Genomic DNA, 17,029 nt, shown 5'->3' with positions numbered 1-17,029 from the left:
ATGCCTCACCTGACTGCCGACCGGCTGCTCGCCGCCGTCGAACCACTGCCCCATCCGCTCCGGCTGCGCGAGGTGGCCCGTACCGCCGCCGCCCTCGCCCCCTCCGACCTGACGGCCCTGCTCGCCGAGCTGGACGGCCGCGGCCCGTACGAACGCCGACTCGCCGCGCTGGCCGCCCTCGCCGGACGGCGGGCGCACCATCTGATCGACCGGATCGACGACCCCGACCCCGTCGTGCGGCGCTACGCGCACCGGGCGATCGGCGAGCTGCCGTTCCCGGACGGCGACCTTGAGGCCGCGATGCTCACCGCCCCGAAGGCGGTCCGCGACGAGCTGGCCCGCGCCGTCCTGCGGGCCGGGCGCACAGCGGTGGCCGAGCGGCTGGTGCCGGTCGTCCGCGAGCGCTGGGGCGCCGCCGAGGCGGCCCGGCTGCTGCCGGTCTGCTCGGCCGAGGCCGTCGCCGCCGAACTGCCCGCGCTGGCCCACGCGATCGCCTTCTCCACCTCGCTCGGACACCGCCACCCGGGCGCGGTGCTGGACGAGGCCGAGCGTCAACTCGACGACCTGCCGTACGGCTTGAGGCGCACCTTCTGGCAGCGGCACGCCCTCGGCCTGGCCGCCGCCGCCGGCCGCGAACCGGCCCGGATGCTGGAGCTGCTGGAGCGCCACCCCGTGGCCGGCCTGCCCGGCCCGCTGCGCGACCGGCTCGCCGGCCTCGCCGCCGTCTCCGCCGAGCGGACCGTCCGCCTGCTGCTCGCGATCGACCGGCACCGCCATGAGCCGCCGCTGCGCGCCGGCGTGGCCCGTCGGCTGGCCGCGGCCCGGCCGGACGGACTCGCCGCGCTCGCGCACCGCCACCACGGGAGCCACCTCGCGCTGTTGCGGCAGCTGCCCCCGGCCCGGCGGGCCGCCTTCTACGACGAGGTGGCGGCGCAGCCCGGGCCGTACCACTCCTGGTACTCCGTCGACGTCCTCGCCGTGCTGCCCGCGAAGGAGCGGCACGTGCGGGCGCGGGCCCGGTTGGCGGCGGACAGCGAGGACGTCGTCCCGCTCGTCCTGCTGCCGGTCGCCGAGGCCCGGCCGAGGCTGCTGGCCGAGACCCGCGTGGCCGACGCCTGGGACCGGGGCTGGGCCTGGGCACAACTGGTCCGGCAGGCCGCACTCTGCGGCGAACCGGGCGCCCTGCCCGAGGCGCTCGAACTGCTCACCCGACTGCGCAACGAGCAGGACCCGGTCCGCGGCACGGCGCTGGAGGAGGTCGCGGACGTGCCGCCGCGGCTCTTCGACGACGCCACCGCCGGCCCGCTGGAGCGGCTCACCGACGACGCCCTGGCCGCCCGGGACTGTTCGGCGCGCACGCGTACCGCACTCGGCCGCCTCGCCGGCGCCGTCCTCGGCGAGCACGTGGGCGGGCCGGCCCGCGAACTGCTCGCCTGGGCCGTCCGCACCCTCGAACGGACCGACGGCGTCGGCCTCACCGTCCCGCCCCGGCGCGAGGCGGCGGTGGTCGACGCACTGTGGGCCGCCCTGGACCGCTCGGCCCGATCCCGCGACGCCGCACTGCTGCTCGCGCTGGCCGGGACGCTCGGCGACCGGGCACGACGTGCTCCCGCCCTCGCCGAACTCCTGGAGCGCGTCCTGCACTCGGGCGGCGACCGTGCCGTCGAACGGGCCGCCGCACCGCTGCTGCGCGACCCCGCCACCGGCGGCGAACGCGTGGCCCGGCTGCTCGCGCTCAGGCCGTCGGCCGTCACCCTGGCCCCGGTGCGGGCCGTCCTGACCCGGATCCGCACCGATCTGCTCGGGCCCCTGCTCGACACCCCCCTGACGGCGACCGACCTGGTCGACGCGGACCGCTGGCTCCCCGCACAGCAGCACGCGGCCGCCGAACAGCTCGCCCGCACGGTCGGCGACCCCACCCGGGCCCTGGCCGAGCGCGCCGCCGCCCTGCGCGCCGCGGCACGGATCCCCGTCCACGGCGAGGCCCTGCTGCGCCGGTACGCGGACTCCGCCGACACCGTCCTCGCCGAGGCCGCGCTCGCCGCGCTGCCCTGGACCGAGCGCCCCGCCGGGGCGCTGCCCGAACTGCTCTCCCACGCCGCCGACGACCGCGCCCGGGTCGCCCTCCACGCGGCCGGCCGCGCCGCCCGGTTCGCGCGGAGCTCCGAACTGGGCCCCGCGCTGCGGCGGATCGCGCTCGATCCGGCGGCGAAGGTGACCAGCCGCAAGCAGGCCGTCCGGCTCGCCGCCGCGCACCTGGTCCTGGACGAGGCGGCCGCCCTGCTGCGCGAGGTGTACACCGCGCCGGGGCAGCACCACGACGTCCGCGCCGCGGTGCTGGCGACGGTCGGTGACCGGATCGCCGACCTGCCGCTGTGGGACGTGCTCACCGAAGCGGCCGACGGGCCGGAGGGACTGCGGAAGGCACTGGTCCTGCACCTGAGCGGGGAACGGACGGCCGCGGAGCACCGCCCGGCGTTCGCCGGCCTGATGGCCCGGCTGGCGGTCGACGCCGACCTCCTCACCGCCTCACCCGCGCAAGGGCAGCTCGTCTCCTGGGGCCGGTACGCGCCGGAGGCGGTGCGGGCACTCGTCCCGCTGGTGACCGACCTCGCCGAGCAGGACCGCTGCCGGGGAGCGGCCCGCGCGCTGACCGGGATGGCCCTGTCGGACGCCCCGCACCCGCTGGGCGGCTGCGCGACGGGCAGCGTCCTGGCGGACGCCCTGACCGCCCTGATCGAGACCCTGCGCGCCGGGGAACCGGAGCTTCCCGGCCGCGACCAGCCGGCCCGGCGGCGGATCGACGCGCTCACCGGCTGGATGTGGAGCCCGAACGCCACCGCGCGGGCCGTCCGTGCCACCCGGCGGGAGGTCGCCGCGATTCTGCTCACCGAACCCGCGCTGCTGCCCGAGGCCACCCGCCGACTGGTCGAGGCGCTCGACCTCGACGCACCGGACCTGGGCGAGCGCGTCGCCGAGCTGGCCGTCCTGGTCGCCGACCGTCCGGTGCTGGCGGTGGCCGCCGCCGACGCACTGAACCGCCAGGGCAACGGACGACGGGAGGCAGCGGAGCACGCGCTGGCGGCCGCCCGCCGACTGGCCGCCGACGACGGACTCGCGCCCGGCCTGTTCGCCGTCGCACTGACGAACACGGGGGCGCAGCTCGGCTGGCCCGCCGAGTGGCGGGAGGTGCTGCACGCGCTGCGCCGCCACCCGCGGCCGGACGTCCGGGACGCCGCGCTCGCGGTGTTCACCGACCCTGCGTGAGCGGACCCGGAGTCTGAGGCCCTGCGTGAGCGGACCCCTGCGTTCGGGGCACCCTGCGGGTCGGCCCGTGGCCGTTCCCGCCCCCGATACGCAGGGTGACCCGGAACAAGGTCCGCGACGACGGTGTTCCACCGTCAACGGGCACGGCTCTGCCCGGCGTCCACGCCGCGGCGGTAGGGAGGCCGTTATGGCACTGCAGGGCACCGGATTCGGGTCGGCGGACGGCTCGCGTTATCTGCCGATCGCCGAGCACGGCCTGATCGGCGATCTCCGGTCCGCCGCGCTGGTGGGGACCGACGGCACGATCGACTGGTACTGCTGCCCGCGTTTCGACGCCCCGAGCGTCTTCGCGTCCATCCTCGACGCCGACCGGGGCGGGTCCTTCGAGCTGGCCGCCGATGTGCCGACGCGCACCCGGCAGTTCTACTTCCCCGACACCAACGTCCTGATCACCCGGTTCTTCGCCACCGACGGGGTGGCGGAGATCCAGGACTTCATGCCGGTCGTGGACGAGTCGCGCGAGGCCGGTCGGCACCGGCTGATCCGGCGGGTGGTCTGTGCCCGGGGAACGCTTCCGTTCCGGGCGCGGGTGGCTCCCCGCTTCGACTACGGGTCCGAACCGCACACCGTGAGTGTCCGGGCCCACGAGGCCGTCTTCGAGTCCCCCTCGATGGCGCTCGCGCTGACGGCCACCGTGCCGCTCGAACGCGAGGGCGTGGACGTGGGGTCGCACTTCAAGCTCCTCGAAGGCGAGTCGGCGGTGTTCGCCCTCGACCGGGTCGGCGGCGACCTGGCCCCGCGGGCGTGTCCCCGGGCCGAGGCGGAGGAGCAGTTCGAGGCGACGGTGCGGTTCTGGCGCCGCTGGCTGGCCGGGTCCCGCTACCACGGGCGGTGGCGCGAGATGGTGCACCGCTCCGCGCTGGTGCTGAAACTGCTCACCTACGCGCCGACCGGTGCGATCGTGGCCGCGCCGACGACGAGCCTGCCCGAGCGGATCGGCGGCGAGCGAAACTGGGACTACCGGTACGTGTGGGTCCGGGACGCGGCCTTCTGCGTCTACGCCATGCTCCGGCTGGGCTTCACCGCGGAGGCCGAGGCCTTCATGGGCTTCCTCTCCGACCGGGGCATCCTGCGAGGCGGCGCCGGCGCCACGGGACCGCTGCAGATCATGTACGGGATCGACGGGCGCAGCGACCTGCCCGAGCGCGAGCTCTCCCACCTGGAGGGATACCTGGGCTCCGCCCCGGTGCGGGTGGGGAACGCGGCCACCGGCCAGCTCCAGCTGGACATCTACGGAGCCCTGATCGACTCCGTCTACCTGTACGACAAGTGGGGACAGCCGATCAGCAGCGACCACTGGGACGAGGTCGGTGCCGTGGTGGACTGGCTCTGCGACCACTGGGACCAGCCCGACGAAGGCGTCTGGGAGACCAGGGGCGGCCGCAAGGACTTCCTGTACTCACGGCTGATGTGCTGGGTGGCGATCGAGCGGGCCATCCGGTTGGCGAACCGGCGCGGGCTGCCGGCGGACCTCCCGCGCTGGCAGCGGAGCCGGGACGCGATCTACCGGCAGATCATGCGACGCGGCTGGTCGGCCGACCGCAGGGCGTTCGCCCAGACCCTGGACGGCGACGTCCTCGACGCCTCCGTGCTGATGATGCCGCTGGCCAAGTTCATCTCGCCGAGCGATCCCAAGTGGCTGGCGACCCTGGACGCGCTGAGCGCGGAACTCGTCTCCGACTCGCTGGTCTACCGCTACGACCCGGAGGCCAGCCCGGACGGTCTGCGCGGGGCCGAGGGCACCTTCTCGATCTGCTCGTTCTGGTACGTCGAGGCCCTCGCCCGCGCCGGACGCGTGGAGGAGGCCCGGCTGGCCTTCGAGAAGATGCTCACCTATGCCAACCACCTCGGCCTGTACGCCGAGGAGATCGGGCCGACCGGTGAGCAGCTCGGCAACTTCCCGCAGGCCTTCACCCATCTCGCGCTGATCAGCGCCGCGTTCAACCTGGACCGCACGCTCGGTTGACGAAATGCCGCGCCCCGTCCGGAACTGCGGACATTCGGCGCGGCCGGGAAGCCCGGAATTCGGAGGAATGATTCGATCCACTTGTCGGCATTGCCGACGGGTGAGGTGGGCGAGTGCGCAGTCCTCCGAGGTCGTACAGTCGTTCAGGAATCAACACTTCCGGAAATCCCCGATTGCCCGTCACGTGCCCGCCGTCCCGTGCTGTGACCTTTGCCACAGCTTTATGCGGAGTCATGGCTTCCTTGACGGGATTCTTATGGCCGGATCGATGCATGATGGCCAGATGTCGCATGATCATTCGTCAAACGTTCATACCGAATGGCAGTGTGGGCGTGGTCGTACCCGACTCTTCTGCAACAGGTGTGCACGGATCGTGTACACGATGACGAATGGCTGAACTCTGTGCGCATGACCCGTTCGGATCGCAACGACGCGACCACGCGGCCCCGCTTCTTAGACGAAAAGCTCACCCTTGAGGAGTTCTCCGAGCTCGCCGGCCAGGTCGGCGGCTATCCCTATGTGAAGATCGTGCTCGACTGCGACGAGTCGGTGCTTCACTTCATCGACAGTGCCGACGGCACTCTCCATGTCCGCTACATCGCGTGCGAGATCCTCGGCATGTCGATCGACGAACTCGCCGGCAGGCTCGATTCGTTCAACGACGACGTCTACCGGAATCCCGACCGCCGCTTCTATCTCGGCACGCTCGCCCGCCATACCGGCCGCGCCGGCCGGTCCACGGAAAGCGGCCACGAGGCCGAGGATTTCCTGTCCCTGGAAACGGTCGACGTCGACACCATGTCCCAGGACATGCTGCGCTTCTTCTATCACCGGGTGCGCGAGCACGTCGATCCTTCGCTGCGGCTGGTCCTGAAGCCGGCCGGCCACCAGCAGGAGGGCTACCTCGCCGGAATTCCGGAGAGCGAGATTCCGCGCGTCCTGTCCCATGAGCTCTATTCCGTGGCCTCGTTCGTGCCGCTGAACCCCGGGGAGGCCCACGGGCGGCTGCGGGTGTTCCGCTCGGAGGAGGAGTACCGGGCCGAGGCCGAACCGCTGGAGTGGCACGACATCGTGGTGATGCCCCGGGTGCCGGAGGACATTCCCCGGGTGTCCGGCATCATCCACACCGAGCACACCACGCCGCTCTCCCACATCAACGTGATGGCCGCCGGGTGGCGGATCCCCAACGCCGTCGGCATCGGCGCCGTCGAACGGATCGACCGCGCCGGGCTGGACGGCCGGTGGGTGCGCTACCGGGTCGAGGCCGAGGGCGGGGACCTCCTCCTCGAAGCCGCCCAGCCGGGGGACCGCGGTGGCGACGGCAGCCGCGAGGGCCACGAGGGCCACGGGGGAGTCCGGCCGACTCCGCCGGCCGATCACATCGTCGTCGACCGGCCCGACCTCACGCCCACGCCGATCACCCCGCTGTCCGAACTGCGCGCGGGGGACCACGTCCGGTTCGGCACCAAGGCAGCCAACCTCGGTGAACTCACCCACCTGCTGCAGCACGGCTCTGCCCGCTGGCTCGGCTTCTACCAGGTGCCCCGGCCGCCCCGGGCCGACCTGCTGCGCTACCTGGCCCGGCAGCTCGGCCTCCCGGAGGACGCGGACGGGGCCGAGCTGAACGCCGCCGCGCAGCTCCTGGTGAAGGAGTACGCCGAGGTGCCGCGCGGGATCGTGCTGCCGTTCTCCCTCCAGCAGCGCTTCCTCGACTCCTCGGCGGAGCTCCGGGACGCCGTCGACCGGCTGGACTCCCTTCTCCAGGAGGGGACTTCGCACCGGGCGTCGCTCCACGCGGAGACGTCGCGGATCGAGGAACTCTGCCTCGACGTGCAGCGGCTGATCCGCGGCACCCCGCTGCCCGACCCGATCCGCGACGAGGTCGACCGGGCGATCGACCGCCACCTGTACGGCGCCACCGTCCAGGTCGTCCGCAGCTCCTCCAACGCCGAGGACCTGTCCGGCTTCTCCGCCGCCGGACTCTACGAATCGGTGGCGCACGTCAGCGGCACGGACGCGGTCCTCGACGCCGTCCGGGAGGTCTGGGCCTCGCTGTTCTCGCCGCGCGCGGTGCTGCTGCGGCGCCAGGCGGGCATCGCCCTGGACCACTGCCGGATGGGCGTGGTCGTCCAGGAGCAGGTCGGATCCACCGTCGGCGGCGTCCTGGTCACCTGCAATCCGCTGAGCCCGCAGGACTTCCGCGACGTCTACCTCAACATCTCGCCGCGCTCGGTGGCCGACGTGGTGACCGGCCGGGGCGCCCCGCTCCAGTACCTGTGCAACACCATGGAGGGCGGAAGCCGGACGGTCTCACTGGGCACCGCCGCCACCGACCTGGATGCCGCGACCAAGGACCTCGTGCGCCGACTGGCCCTGATCAGCAGGCTGTTGCAGTCGCACTTCTCGCCCGACGAGACGTACGGGGCCCCTGTCGACATCGAGTGGGCGATCGAGGGCGACCGGATCAGCCTGCTGCAGCTGCGCCCCTTCCGCACCGCCGGCTGACGCTGCCGGAGCGCCGCACCGGCCCGGCGTGCCGCGGCCCGGCGTGTCATGAGTCGACGCGCCGCGGGCCGACGCGCCGCCGCGAGCCGACACGCCGCGGGCAGACCTGCCGCGGGCCGGTGCGGCGTGGCTCCGGCACGCCCGCGAACGATTGAACTTCCTTCAGGAGTAAGTACGTTGAACAAGATCTTGTACGTCTACGTCAAGGGCGGCGCCCCGCTGGAGTACGCCTTCCCGCGGATCGCCGCCTGCGGCGAGCTGCACGTCCTCGCGCTGGCGCCGCTGCCCACGTCCGGGGAGGACGTGTGGCGGCCCAGCTGTACCAGCATCGAGCTGGTGCCCGAGGCGCCGCGCGGCGACGAACTGGTCGAGCTGATCGTGGAGTACGCGAAGGCCATCGGGGCCGACGCGCTGCTGACCCTCTCGGAGTTCGCGGTCCTGGCCGTCGCGCACGCCGCGAGCCGTCTCCACCTGGCCGGTCCGGGGGAGGGGATCGTCCGCGCCAGGGACAAGCGGCTGATGCGGGAGGCCTGGGCCGCCGCCGGGGTGCCGATACCCGCGTTCCGCCGGGTCGACAGCCTCGGGGACCTGACCTCCGCACTGGCCGAACTCGAAGCCCCGCTGCTGCTCAAGCCGGCCTGGGGCGCCGGGTCGGTCGCCCAGATCGTGCTGGACTCGGTCGAGGAGGCCGCCCCGGCCTGGGCCGGGATCGAGAGCGGACTGCGGGCGGGCAGCCAGGTCGGCATGAACGAGCTGTACGCCGAGGACACCGACCGGGACCGCCTGGTCGAGACGATCGCCCAGGGATCCACCGAGGGCTGGTACCAGGAGCCCGGCTACGGCGACTACGTGAGCGTGGAGGGGATCGTCGCGGACGGCGTCTACCGTCCGCTGGCCATGACCGCCAAGCTGCCGACCGTGCCGTCCTTCGTCGAGGTGGCCAGCACCTCGCCCTCCGTCCTGCCGGTGCCGCTGCAACGCCGGATCGAGGAGGTGTCGCGGCAGGCCGTCGACGCGCTCGGGCTGGAGAACTGCGGCACCCACACCGAGCTGAAGCTGATGAAGGACGGCGAGCTGGTGGTCATCGAGACCGCGGCCAGGTTCGGCGGCCTGCTGACGACCAGGCAGGTCCACGAGGTCTTCGGGCTCGACCCGATCGGCATGCTGGTCCGGCAGCTGCTCGGCGAGCGGGTGGACTACCCGGCGGCCATGCTCACCGACGGGGTCAGGGCCGCCGCGTCGCTGGCCGTCGTCCCGGCCGACGCGTCGGGAGTGCCCTGGCGGAGCAGCCCGGTCTGGAACCCGCAGGCCGTGGACTGGCAGAGCCTGCTCTCCCCGGGCAGCACCATCGAGGCCGTACCCGCCTTCGCGATGCCCGCGGGCCGGACGGTCCCCGCCTTCGACCCGTCCGCGGGGTCGCGCAACTGGCTCGGGGTCTACCTGCTGAGCGCCGTCGACGCGGCCACCCTGCAGCGCGACTGCAACGCCGTGCTGAACGGCATGGAAGCCGCCCTGCACCGGGCCGCCTCCTGAACCCCGCCAACCCCCTCGTCCCCAACTCCCATCCCTCCGAGCGAGGTTCCTCCATGCGTGTACTGTTCGCCGGCGTACCCGGCATCGGCCACCTCTTCCCGCTGGTCCCGCTGGCCAGGGCGATGCACGAGCTCGGCCACGAGGTCGCGACGGCCTCGATGGACGGTGGCGAAGACGTCGCCGGGGCCGGTCTGCCGTACCTGCCCATCGCGCCGGGGCTCGACTGGCGCAAGGTCATCAGGGAGGCCGGCCGCACCCAGCGGCCCGACCTGATGCAGCGGGTGGTCGAGAGCAATTCGGCCGATCGCGAGGCGTTCGTCCCACTGGCCGCCCTCGTCAACAACCGGGTGGCCGACGACGTGGTCGAACTCGCCGAGCGGTGGCGGCCGGACCTGGTGGTGTACGACTACCAGTTCCCGGTGGCCCTGCTCGCGGCGACCCGCCTCGGCGTGCCTGCGGTCCAGCACGACCTCGGGTTCGTCCGCACCCCGAAGCTGCGCGCGCTGATGCTCGCGGAGATGGCGGACACCTTCGCCCGGCACGGAATCGACCGGCTGCCCGAGCCGGCGGAGGTCATCGACCTCGCGCCACCGAGCATGGCCGGGGACGAGCGGTACGGCTGCTCGATGCGGCCCGTCGCCTACAACGGCGAAGGCGATCTGCCCGCCGACCTGGCCGTGCCCGCCCACCGCCCGCGCGTGGCGGTGACGCTGGGCACCGTTCCGCCCAAGACGGACGGCCTGACCAGGATCGAGAGGGTGATCGAGGCGGCCGCCGACATCGACGCGGAGTTCGTGCTGGCGACCGGGGACCTCGACCTCAGCACGCTCGACACCCTGCCGGACAACGTCCGCGCCTACGGCTGGGTCCCGTGGCGGGCGCTGCTGGAGACCTGCGCGGCCGCCATCCACCACGGCGGCAGCAGCACCGCCCTCGGCGCACTGGACGCGGGCATCCCGCAACTCGTCCTCCCCGACGGCTCCGACCGCTTCATCAACGCGGACGCGGTACGGGACCGGGGCGCCGGCCTCCGTGCCGCCGCCGAGGACATCGGCCCCGCCCTGCTCACCCGGCTGCTCACCGACACCGAGCTCACCCGGGCCGCGCGAGAGGTCAGCGCCGAGATCGCGGCCATGCCGAGCCCGCGGACAGTCGCGGAACGCCTCACCGGTCTCGCCGGCACCGCGAGCCTCACCGGCACCCCGAGTCTCGCCGGCACCGCGGGCTGAGGCAGCCGCCGGCCCGTACGGGATCCACCGTGGAAAGGAAGGAGCCCCGCAGGATCTTCCGGCGGGGCTCCTCGGCAGGGGCCGCACCGGTGCATGCGTCATCGCGGTGACCGGTCCCCTCACCGGTCGTGTCCTCATCGACCCGAAGGCGCGGGGGAGCTACGACGGAACGGAGCTCAGCGCGGTGACGAGTTCCCGTCTGCCGGAGATGGAGAGCTTCCGGTACACGCTGGACAGGTGGAACTCGACGGTCCGGACCGTCAGGCACGTCATGTGCGCGATGTGCCGGTTGCTGTGTCCGGCGCGGGCCAGGTAGGCGATCTTCTCCTCCTGCCGGGTGAGCTTCAAGGTGTTGGCAGGCGCCTGGAGGCGCTCCAGGGCGAAGCGGATGCGCTCCTGCCAGAAGCCGTTGCGACACTCGTACGCCACCATGGCCGCCTCGACGAGCCGCCTGCGTCCCTCCGTCACGTCCTGCCGCCGGATCTGCATCGTGCCGAGGTCGTAGAGGGCCTGCATGTACTCGGTGCGCGCGTGCCCCTGGGCCAGCAGTGCCACGGCCTCCTCCAGCACGGCGACCGAGGTGTGGTCCCGGCGTGCCACGCCCACGGCATGCAGGGCGATGCCGATGCCGCGCGGCGATCCCCAGGTCCTCGCCGCGATGAGCTCCTCCTCGGCGAGGGCGAGCGCCAGGTCGTACCGGCGGATGCCCAGCGCTGCGAACACGGCCCTCGAACGCCACGGGATCACTGCCGGATTGACCACGAAGCAGGTGTCGAGGACCCAACCGCAGGCCATGTAGTCGTCGATGGCGTGCCGGAACTGCCCGCTGGCCACGTGGAGGGCCCCACGGGCGGCCAGGATGTGCGCACGGTCCGGCAGGTCGGGGTCCAGCGGGCCGGCCAGCTTGCTGTCGAGCAGCACCTGGTGCGCTCGGTCGAGTTCGCCGAGGTGGACCAGCGCCTCGATCAGCCAGGCGACCGCGAGGCAGGCCGACTGCGTCGACGTACCGCGATCGAGCATGCTCTGGAGCATGTCAGCGGCCCGGCCGGCCCTTCCCGCGAGCAGGCTGCTCCGGGCCTGCAGCAGCGTGAGCAGTTCCTGACGCGGGGCCGAGCCCGCCCACGCGGGATCGTCCCGGAGCCGCCGGCACTGCGCGTCGGCGGAGTCGAGGTCTCCGGCGTAGAGCAGGGCCAGGATCGCGAGCCATGTGCGGTGCGGGTTTCGGTGCGGCTCCGCCGCGTCGAGCAGCCATTTGGCCTGCTCGTTGACCATCACGCGGTCGACTCCGCGGTTCGCGAACTCGATGGTGCTCAGGGCGAGACTCAACTCGTCGGGCGGCAGGAGTGCGCGGTCCTCGGTGAGGGAGATTCCCGGCACGTAGGGGTTCGCCGCGTTCCCGGCCGTCAGGAACGCGGGGACCTTGTCGGTTCTCGTGCCGGTCTTTGTGGTTGGGCACTGACTATCGTCTCCGGCCACTTTGCTACCCCCATAGCTGACGAATGGTGCCACTTCACAACACGACACGGACAGGGCCGCGTCGGACGGAACGAAGGCTTCCGACCTCGTCGGGTGAGACGGCCGCACGGCGGCGAAGGTGCGGTCGCTCCGCACGGTCACGACGGGCATCGCCATTGATGACCGTCGGTGGAGGTCGGGCTGGGAACTGCCCGGCGAAACGGGGAAGTCACGACCTGAGTCCGTAACTCCCGGTGCCGGGAGGAGACTTGACAGTGGAGTCGATCAACGGTGTCGCGAGGCTGTCGCCCCGCCCTGCAGATCCTGGACCGATCGGTCCACATCACACTGTTGGGATCATGTCACAAGCCCAAGCTCCTGTCAAAGACGAAAGAAGGAGCAAGGCGTCGGGCGAACCCGACCCCCGCGGGACGCCCGCGGGAGGTGCGGGGGAATCTGGTGGAGACCCGTAGCGACAACACGGCGGGTCCGGGTCCAAGGTCACGTGACGGGCCGACCCCGGACGCCCGGGACCAGGGAGGAAACGTGGAGCAGTCACAGCGGGTGGTGCTGATCAGCGGCGCGAGTCGCGGGATCGGAGCGGCTACCGCGCGGGAGATGGGCAGGCGCGGCTACCACGTGGTCGTGAACTACCGTCAGAACAGCGACGCGGCGGCGGAGGTGGTGAGCTCGATCGAGGCCGCGGGCGGATCGGCCCAGGCCGTCCGGGCCGATGTCTGCGACCCCGGGCAGGTGTCCGGGATGCTCGACCGCATCCGCGCCGACCGCGGCCGCATCGACGCCCTGGTCTGCAACGCCAACACGGTGAATCCGCCGTTCCAGCCTCTGCTCACGCTCTCCTGGGACGACTTCATCGGGAAGGTGCAGGGGGAGTTGGCGGGAGCGTACTTCCTCACCCAGGGCGTGCTGCGCGGCATGACGGAGGAACGGAAGGGCCGGATCGTCTACGTGTCGAGCACCGCGGCGGATTCGATCGGCACCGTCGCGGCCCACTCCACGGCCAAGGCCGCGCTCAACACCTTCAGCCGGCACGTCGCGGGAGTCGCCGCACAGTACGGGGTCGTCGTCAACACGGTCGCGCTCGGCGCGGTGCGGACCGACGCCACCGCGGGTGTCATGACGGACGACCTCCGCACGTTCATGGAGAGCCGATCGACGTCCGGCCGGCTGCTGGAGCCCGACGAGGCGGCCCGCAGCATCGCGATGCTGGCCGACGAGGACTTCACCGCGTCGGTGGGCCAAGTGCTGCGCGTGGACGGCGGGTTCGAGGTTCTGGACCGGCAACTCAACCCGATGGTGAGGCACTTCGAGTAGACCGGCGGGCGCCCGCTCGCACCGGGCGTCCCGTGGGCCGGCTGCCGACGGCCCGCCCTTCGGGACGCCCTCAGCGGAGACTTTGCGCCAGCGGATGCAACTGCTGGTCGAGGACCTCGAATCCGCCGTCGACCCGGATCACCTGGCCGGAGGTGAAGCCGAAGCCGTCGTCGGCGACGAGGGCCACGGCGCGCGCGGCGTCCGCCGGTTCCACCCTGCGCGCCGCCACCGAGCGGGCGGTGGTGTACTTCCAGAACTCCTCGCTGAACTCCGATGTGGCGTCGGTGTGCACGGCGCCGAGGGCGACGGTGTTCACGGTCACCCCGTGCTCGGCGGCGATGCCGGCGATGTGGCGGCCGAACGTGTTCAGCGCCGCCTTGGCGACGGAATGGGGCAGGGCCATGCCGATGGTGTCCGACGCCGTGCTGGAGATGTAGATGATCCTGCCCGACCGCTGTTCGCGCATGACGGCGAGCGTGCGCTGGGTGAGGAAGAAGGAGCCGGCGAGTTCCCCGTTGATCTTTGCGGCGAACGCGTCCCAGTCCAGCTCGGCGAAGGACGCGAAGGGCGGTGTCACGGTGTTCGCGTTGCAGATCAGCAGGTCGATGCGCCCGTGGTCGGCCCGAACCCGCTCGACGAGGGCGCCGACCTGGCCGGCGTCGCAGACGTCGGCCTGCGCCGCCTCGGCCGTGCCGCCGCGCGACTCGATCTCGGTGACCACGTCCGCCGCCGCGTCGGCGTCGCTCCGGTAGTTCACGATCACGTGGTAGCCGCGGCCGGCCAGCTCCTTGGCCGTCGCGGCGCCGATGTTGCGGCCCGCACCACTGATCAGGGCGATGCGCTTCGACTGGTTCACGGTGTCTCCCGTTGGGTGTCGCCGGCGTTCCTGCGGCTCGACCCTAAGCGCCCGAGGGAGTTCGAGGATTGCGGGCCGACCACAGGAAAGGCGCGCGGGCCTTGTGGCTCGTGTCGTGCGGCTGCGACTCTCGGTCCGGTTTCGGCACGAGGCGGAACGGGATCCGGTGGCGCAGGAGAGGATGCACGATGGCGGACGAGGTTGACCTGGCGGCCCGGATCGACGAACTGTCGGCCAGAGTGCGGGAACTCGAAGCGATCCGTGAGCTCACGAGGCTGCGCAACGCCTTCCACCACTGCCTCAACGCGCAGGACTGGGAGGGCCTCGGCGCCCTGTTCACCAGGGATGCGCACCTGGCCTACGGAAGTTTCGGCGATGCCCGTGGGCGTGCGGCGATCCGGGAGTACTACAGTGCGCTGCTGCCGAAGATGGTCGAGCTCCAGGGTGCCTCCGAGGTGGCCCTGAGGAACTTCAACCAGGTCCATCAGGTGGAGGTCGACGGCGACCGCGCATCCGGGGCCTGCTTCTTCGTGGAGCACGTCAGGTTCGACAAGGCGGACCTCGTGCACCAGAGCGTCGGCCGGTTCTCCGACACCTATGTGATCGAGGACGGGCGATGGCTGTTCGAGCGCGTCGAACTGGACCACTACTGGGTGGTTCCGCAGAACAAGGAATGGCGCTGGCCCTGGTGATGTCGCACGCGGTCCCGGACGGTCCCCACGGCCGGTGTGCCGGATTGACACCTGGATCCAACTGCTACTAGCGTTGTTGCAGTTGGATCGGCGAGGCGATCGTCGCGAAGGGGTCACGGTGAGCATCAGCAGCAGGAGCGCGGTCGCGATTCACGCGCTCACCATGCTGGGGCGCTGGGACCGCTCGCTGACCTCCGCGGAGATCGCGGAGAGCCTGGCCAGCAATCCGGTCCTGGTGCGGCGGATCCTCGGCAGTCTGCGGGACGCCGGCCTGGTCTGGTCCACCGAGGGGCGCAACGGCGGCTGGTCGCTCGCCCGGCCCGCCCGCGAGATCACGCTCTACGACGCGTACGCCGCCGTGGAGGCGGGGCCGATCCTTTCGCGGCACCCGCATCCGCCGAGCGCCGAGTGCGAGGTGGGGCGGAACATGCAGAAGCTGCTCGAAGCGGAGTTCCAGGACGCGGAGCGGGCCATGAAGGAACGGCTCGGGCGGACCACGATCGCCCACCTCGTCCGACAAGTGCTGGCCAGCGAGCGCGAGGTCGCGCAACGCGTCACCAGCTGACCGATGGCGGAGGCAATGTCCTCCGCCGTCCTTTTGCCCTAACTGTAACTACCATGGTGGCGGAAAGTCACCCGAAGGGCCTCGCATGACTTCCACGTCGACCACGACCGGGCGGACCCGCTCAGAACTGGGCTTACTGGCCGTGCTGATGCCGGCGATCCTCGCCACGGTCACGGCCAGTGACATGGTCAACCTGATGCTTCCGACGATCGGGTCCGAGTTCGGGGCCTCCGAGGCGGAACTCGCCTGGGTCGTCACCGGCTTCCTGCTGATGTTCTCGGTCGGGATTCCCCTGTACGGCCGCATCTCGGACCGCGTGAGCCTGCGCCGTCTCTTCGCCTTCGCGCTCCTCACCTACGCCGTCGGGAGCCTGATCTGCGCGATCTCCCCGAACCTGGGCGTGCTCGTGACCGGGAGAATCGTGACGGGCATCGGCGCGGCCGCGATCCCCGTGCTCTCGATCATCGCGGTCACGACGCTGCTGCCGCCGGAGCGGCGCAGTGTCGGGATCGGCGTCGTCTCCGCCGGTGCGGGCGTCGGCACCGCGGCCGGACCGGCGCTGGGCGGCGGCATCGGGGAAGCGCTCGGCTGGCCCGCGCTGTTCTGGATCATGCTCGTGGTCGCACTGCTGCTGCTCTTCCCCGCCCTGCGGGTGCTCCCGGACGAGACTCCGCAGGGCTCGGGCCGGCTCGACCTCCCCGGCGGCGTGCTCCTCGGCCTCGGAGCCGGTCTCGTCCTGTTCGGCATGACCCGGGCGCAGGTCTCCGGCTTCACCGACCCCCTGTCCTGGGGCAGCCTCCTGGTCGCGGTCGCGGCGCTCGTGCTCTTCGGGGTGCGCACCGTCCGTGTCGACCAGCCGTTCGTTCCGCCGGCGCTGTTCACCAATCGCGTCTACCGGACCGGCATCCTCGTCGCGTTCCTGGCCATGGTCGTCAACCTCGGCGGTCTGGTGTTCGTCCCGCTGCTGCTGGTGGATGTCAACGAACTCACCCCGGGAAAGGGCGCCTTGGTGATGATCCCGGCCGGAGTCGTGACCGCGCTTCTCTCGCCGTGGATCGGACGCCTCGCCGGCCGTGTCGACGCGCGGGTCCTGGTGCTCTCCGGGCTCGGCCTCATCGGGCTGTTCTCGCTGTTCCTCTCGTCCTTCACCGGCGGCTCCTCGGTGGTCTTCGCCGGTATCGGGATCCTCGGGCTGAGCATCGGCTTCATGTTCGTGATGACCACCATCATCGGCGCCGCGGCGAGCGAACTGCCCCCCGAGCAGGTCGGTGTCGGCCTCGGGATCCTCCAGGGGGCCCAGTTCCTCGGGGCCGGTACCGGCCCCGCCGTGTTCGGTGTGCTGGTGTCCGCGCGGCAGCAGGGCGGCAGTGACGCCATCAACCCGCTCTACTCCGGTCACAACGGCTCGGCCTACTCCGACGTCTTCCTGGCCATGGCCGCGGTCGTCGTCCTCACACTCGTCGTCGCGTCACGGATGCGTCCCACGGCCGGGGCCGGGGCCGGGCCGAAGGTCGAGGCGGCCCCGGCGGCCGCGCCGACGCAGGAAGCGAACAACGTCCACTAGGG

11 protein-coding genes are annotated in these 17,029 nt (G+C 72.0%); 9 read left to right on the top strand and 2 right to left on the bottom strand.

Annotation, left to right across the window (positions count from 1 at the left end; all coding sequences use genetic code 11):
* The 5 genes from ACFWJ4_RS19325 to ACFWJ4_RS19305 all read left to right on the top strand — a co-directional run bounded on the left by ACFWJ4_RS19325 (position 1) and on the right by ACFWJ4_RS19305 (position 10,560).
* Positions 1-3,267 carry a hypothetical protein gene (locus ACFWJ4_RS19325; protein WP_380545440.1) on the top strand — a complete coding sequence of 1,089 codons (3,267 nt, stop codon included), beginning with the start codon at positions 1-3 and terminating at the stop codon, positions 3,265-3,267.
* 187 nt (positions 3,268-3,454) lie between these two features.
* A complete protein-coding gene (locus ACFWJ4_RS19320) occupies positions 3,455-5,293 on the top strand; it encodes a glycoside hydrolase family 15 protein (RefSeq protein ID WP_380545438.1) in 1,839 nt (612 codons plus the stop codon).
* A gap of 408 nt (positions 5,294-5,701) precedes the next feature.
* Positions 5,702-7,798: a PEP/pyruvate-binding domain-containing protein gene (locus ACFWJ4_RS19315; protein WP_380545436.1), complete on the top strand. Its 2,097-nt coding sequence runs from the start codon at positions 5,702-5,704 to the stop codon at positions 7,796-7,798.
* Positions 7,799-7,975: 177 nt separating this feature from the next.
* Positions 7,976-9,331: an acetyl-CoA carboxylase biotin carboxylase subunit family protein gene (locus tag ACFWJ4_RS19310; protein WP_380545434.1), complete on the top strand. Its 1,356-nt coding sequence runs from the start codon at positions 7,976-7,978 to the stop codon at positions 9,329-9,331.
* Between the two features lie 53 nt (positions 9,332-9,384).
* Positions 9,385-10,560, top strand: coding sequence for a nucleotide disphospho-sugar-binding domain-containing protein (locus tag ACFWJ4_RS19305; protein WP_380545432.1), 1,176 nt, complete (start codon positions 9,385-9,387; stop codon positions 10,558-10,560).
* A 159-nt stretch (positions 10,561-10,719) separates the two neighbouring features.
* Here the strand turns inward: ACFWJ4_RS19305 and ACFWJ4_RS19300 are convergent, their stop codons facing one another.
* Entirely contained in the window at positions 10,720-11,937 is a 1,218-nt protein-coding gene (locus ACFWJ4_RS19300) for a LuxR C-terminal-related transcriptional regulator (RefSeq protein ID WP_380545430.1), read from the bottom strand.
* Between the two features lie 624 nt (positions 11,938-12,561).
* Here ACFWJ4_RS19300 and ACFWJ4_RS19295 point away from each other — a divergent pair.
* Entirely contained in the window at positions 12,562-13,350 is a 789-nt protein-coding gene (locus ACFWJ4_RS19295) for an SDR family oxidoreductase (protein ID WP_380545428.1), read from the top strand.
* Between the two features lie 70 nt (positions 13,351-13,420).
* On the opposite strand, the gene ACFWJ4_RS19290 is transcribed toward ACFWJ4_RS19295, so the two are convergent.
* Positions 13,421-14,206, bottom strand: a complete 786-nt coding sequence (locus ACFWJ4_RS19290) for an SDR family oxidoreductase (protein ID WP_380545426.1) — start codon at positions 14,204-14,206, stop codon at positions 13,421-13,423.
* 188 nt (positions 14,207-14,394) lie between these two features.
* Here ACFWJ4_RS19290 and ACFWJ4_RS19285 point away from each other — a divergent pair, with 188 nt between their 5' ends.
* The 3 genes from ACFWJ4_RS19285 (at position 14,395) to ACFWJ4_RS19275 (ending at position 17,027) form a co-directional block, all read left to right on the top strand.
* Positions 14,395-14,898 carry a nuclear transport factor 2 family protein gene (locus ACFWJ4_RS19285; RefSeq protein ID WP_380545424.1) on the top strand — a complete coding sequence of 168 codons (504 nt, stop codon included), beginning with the start codon at positions 14,395-14,397 and terminating at the stop codon, positions 14,896-14,898.
* Positions 14,899-15,016: 118 nt separating this feature from the next.
* Positions 15,017-15,463 (top strand): Rrf2 family transcriptional regulator, encoded by a 447-nt coding sequence (locus tag ACFWJ4_RS19280; protein ID WP_359899685.1) that lies wholly within the window; start codon positions 15,017-15,019, stop codon positions 15,461-15,463.
* A gap of 85 nt (positions 15,464-15,548) precedes the next feature.
* Positions 15,549-17,027, top strand: a complete 1,479-nt coding sequence (locus ACFWJ4_RS19275) for an MFS transporter (RefSeq protein ID WP_380545422.1) — start codon at positions 15,549-15,551, stop codon at positions 17,025-17,027.
* Positions 17,028-17,029 lie beyond the last annotated feature (2 nt).

This window comes from Kitasatospora sp. NPDC127067 (assembly GCF_042724755.1).
GTDB lineage: Bacteria > Actinomycetota > Actinomycetes > Streptomycetales > Streptomycetaceae > Kitasatospora > Kitasatospora lactacystinica.
Note: the sequence above shows the minus strand (reverse complement) of the source record. Positions and strands in the feature narration are given on the sequence as shown.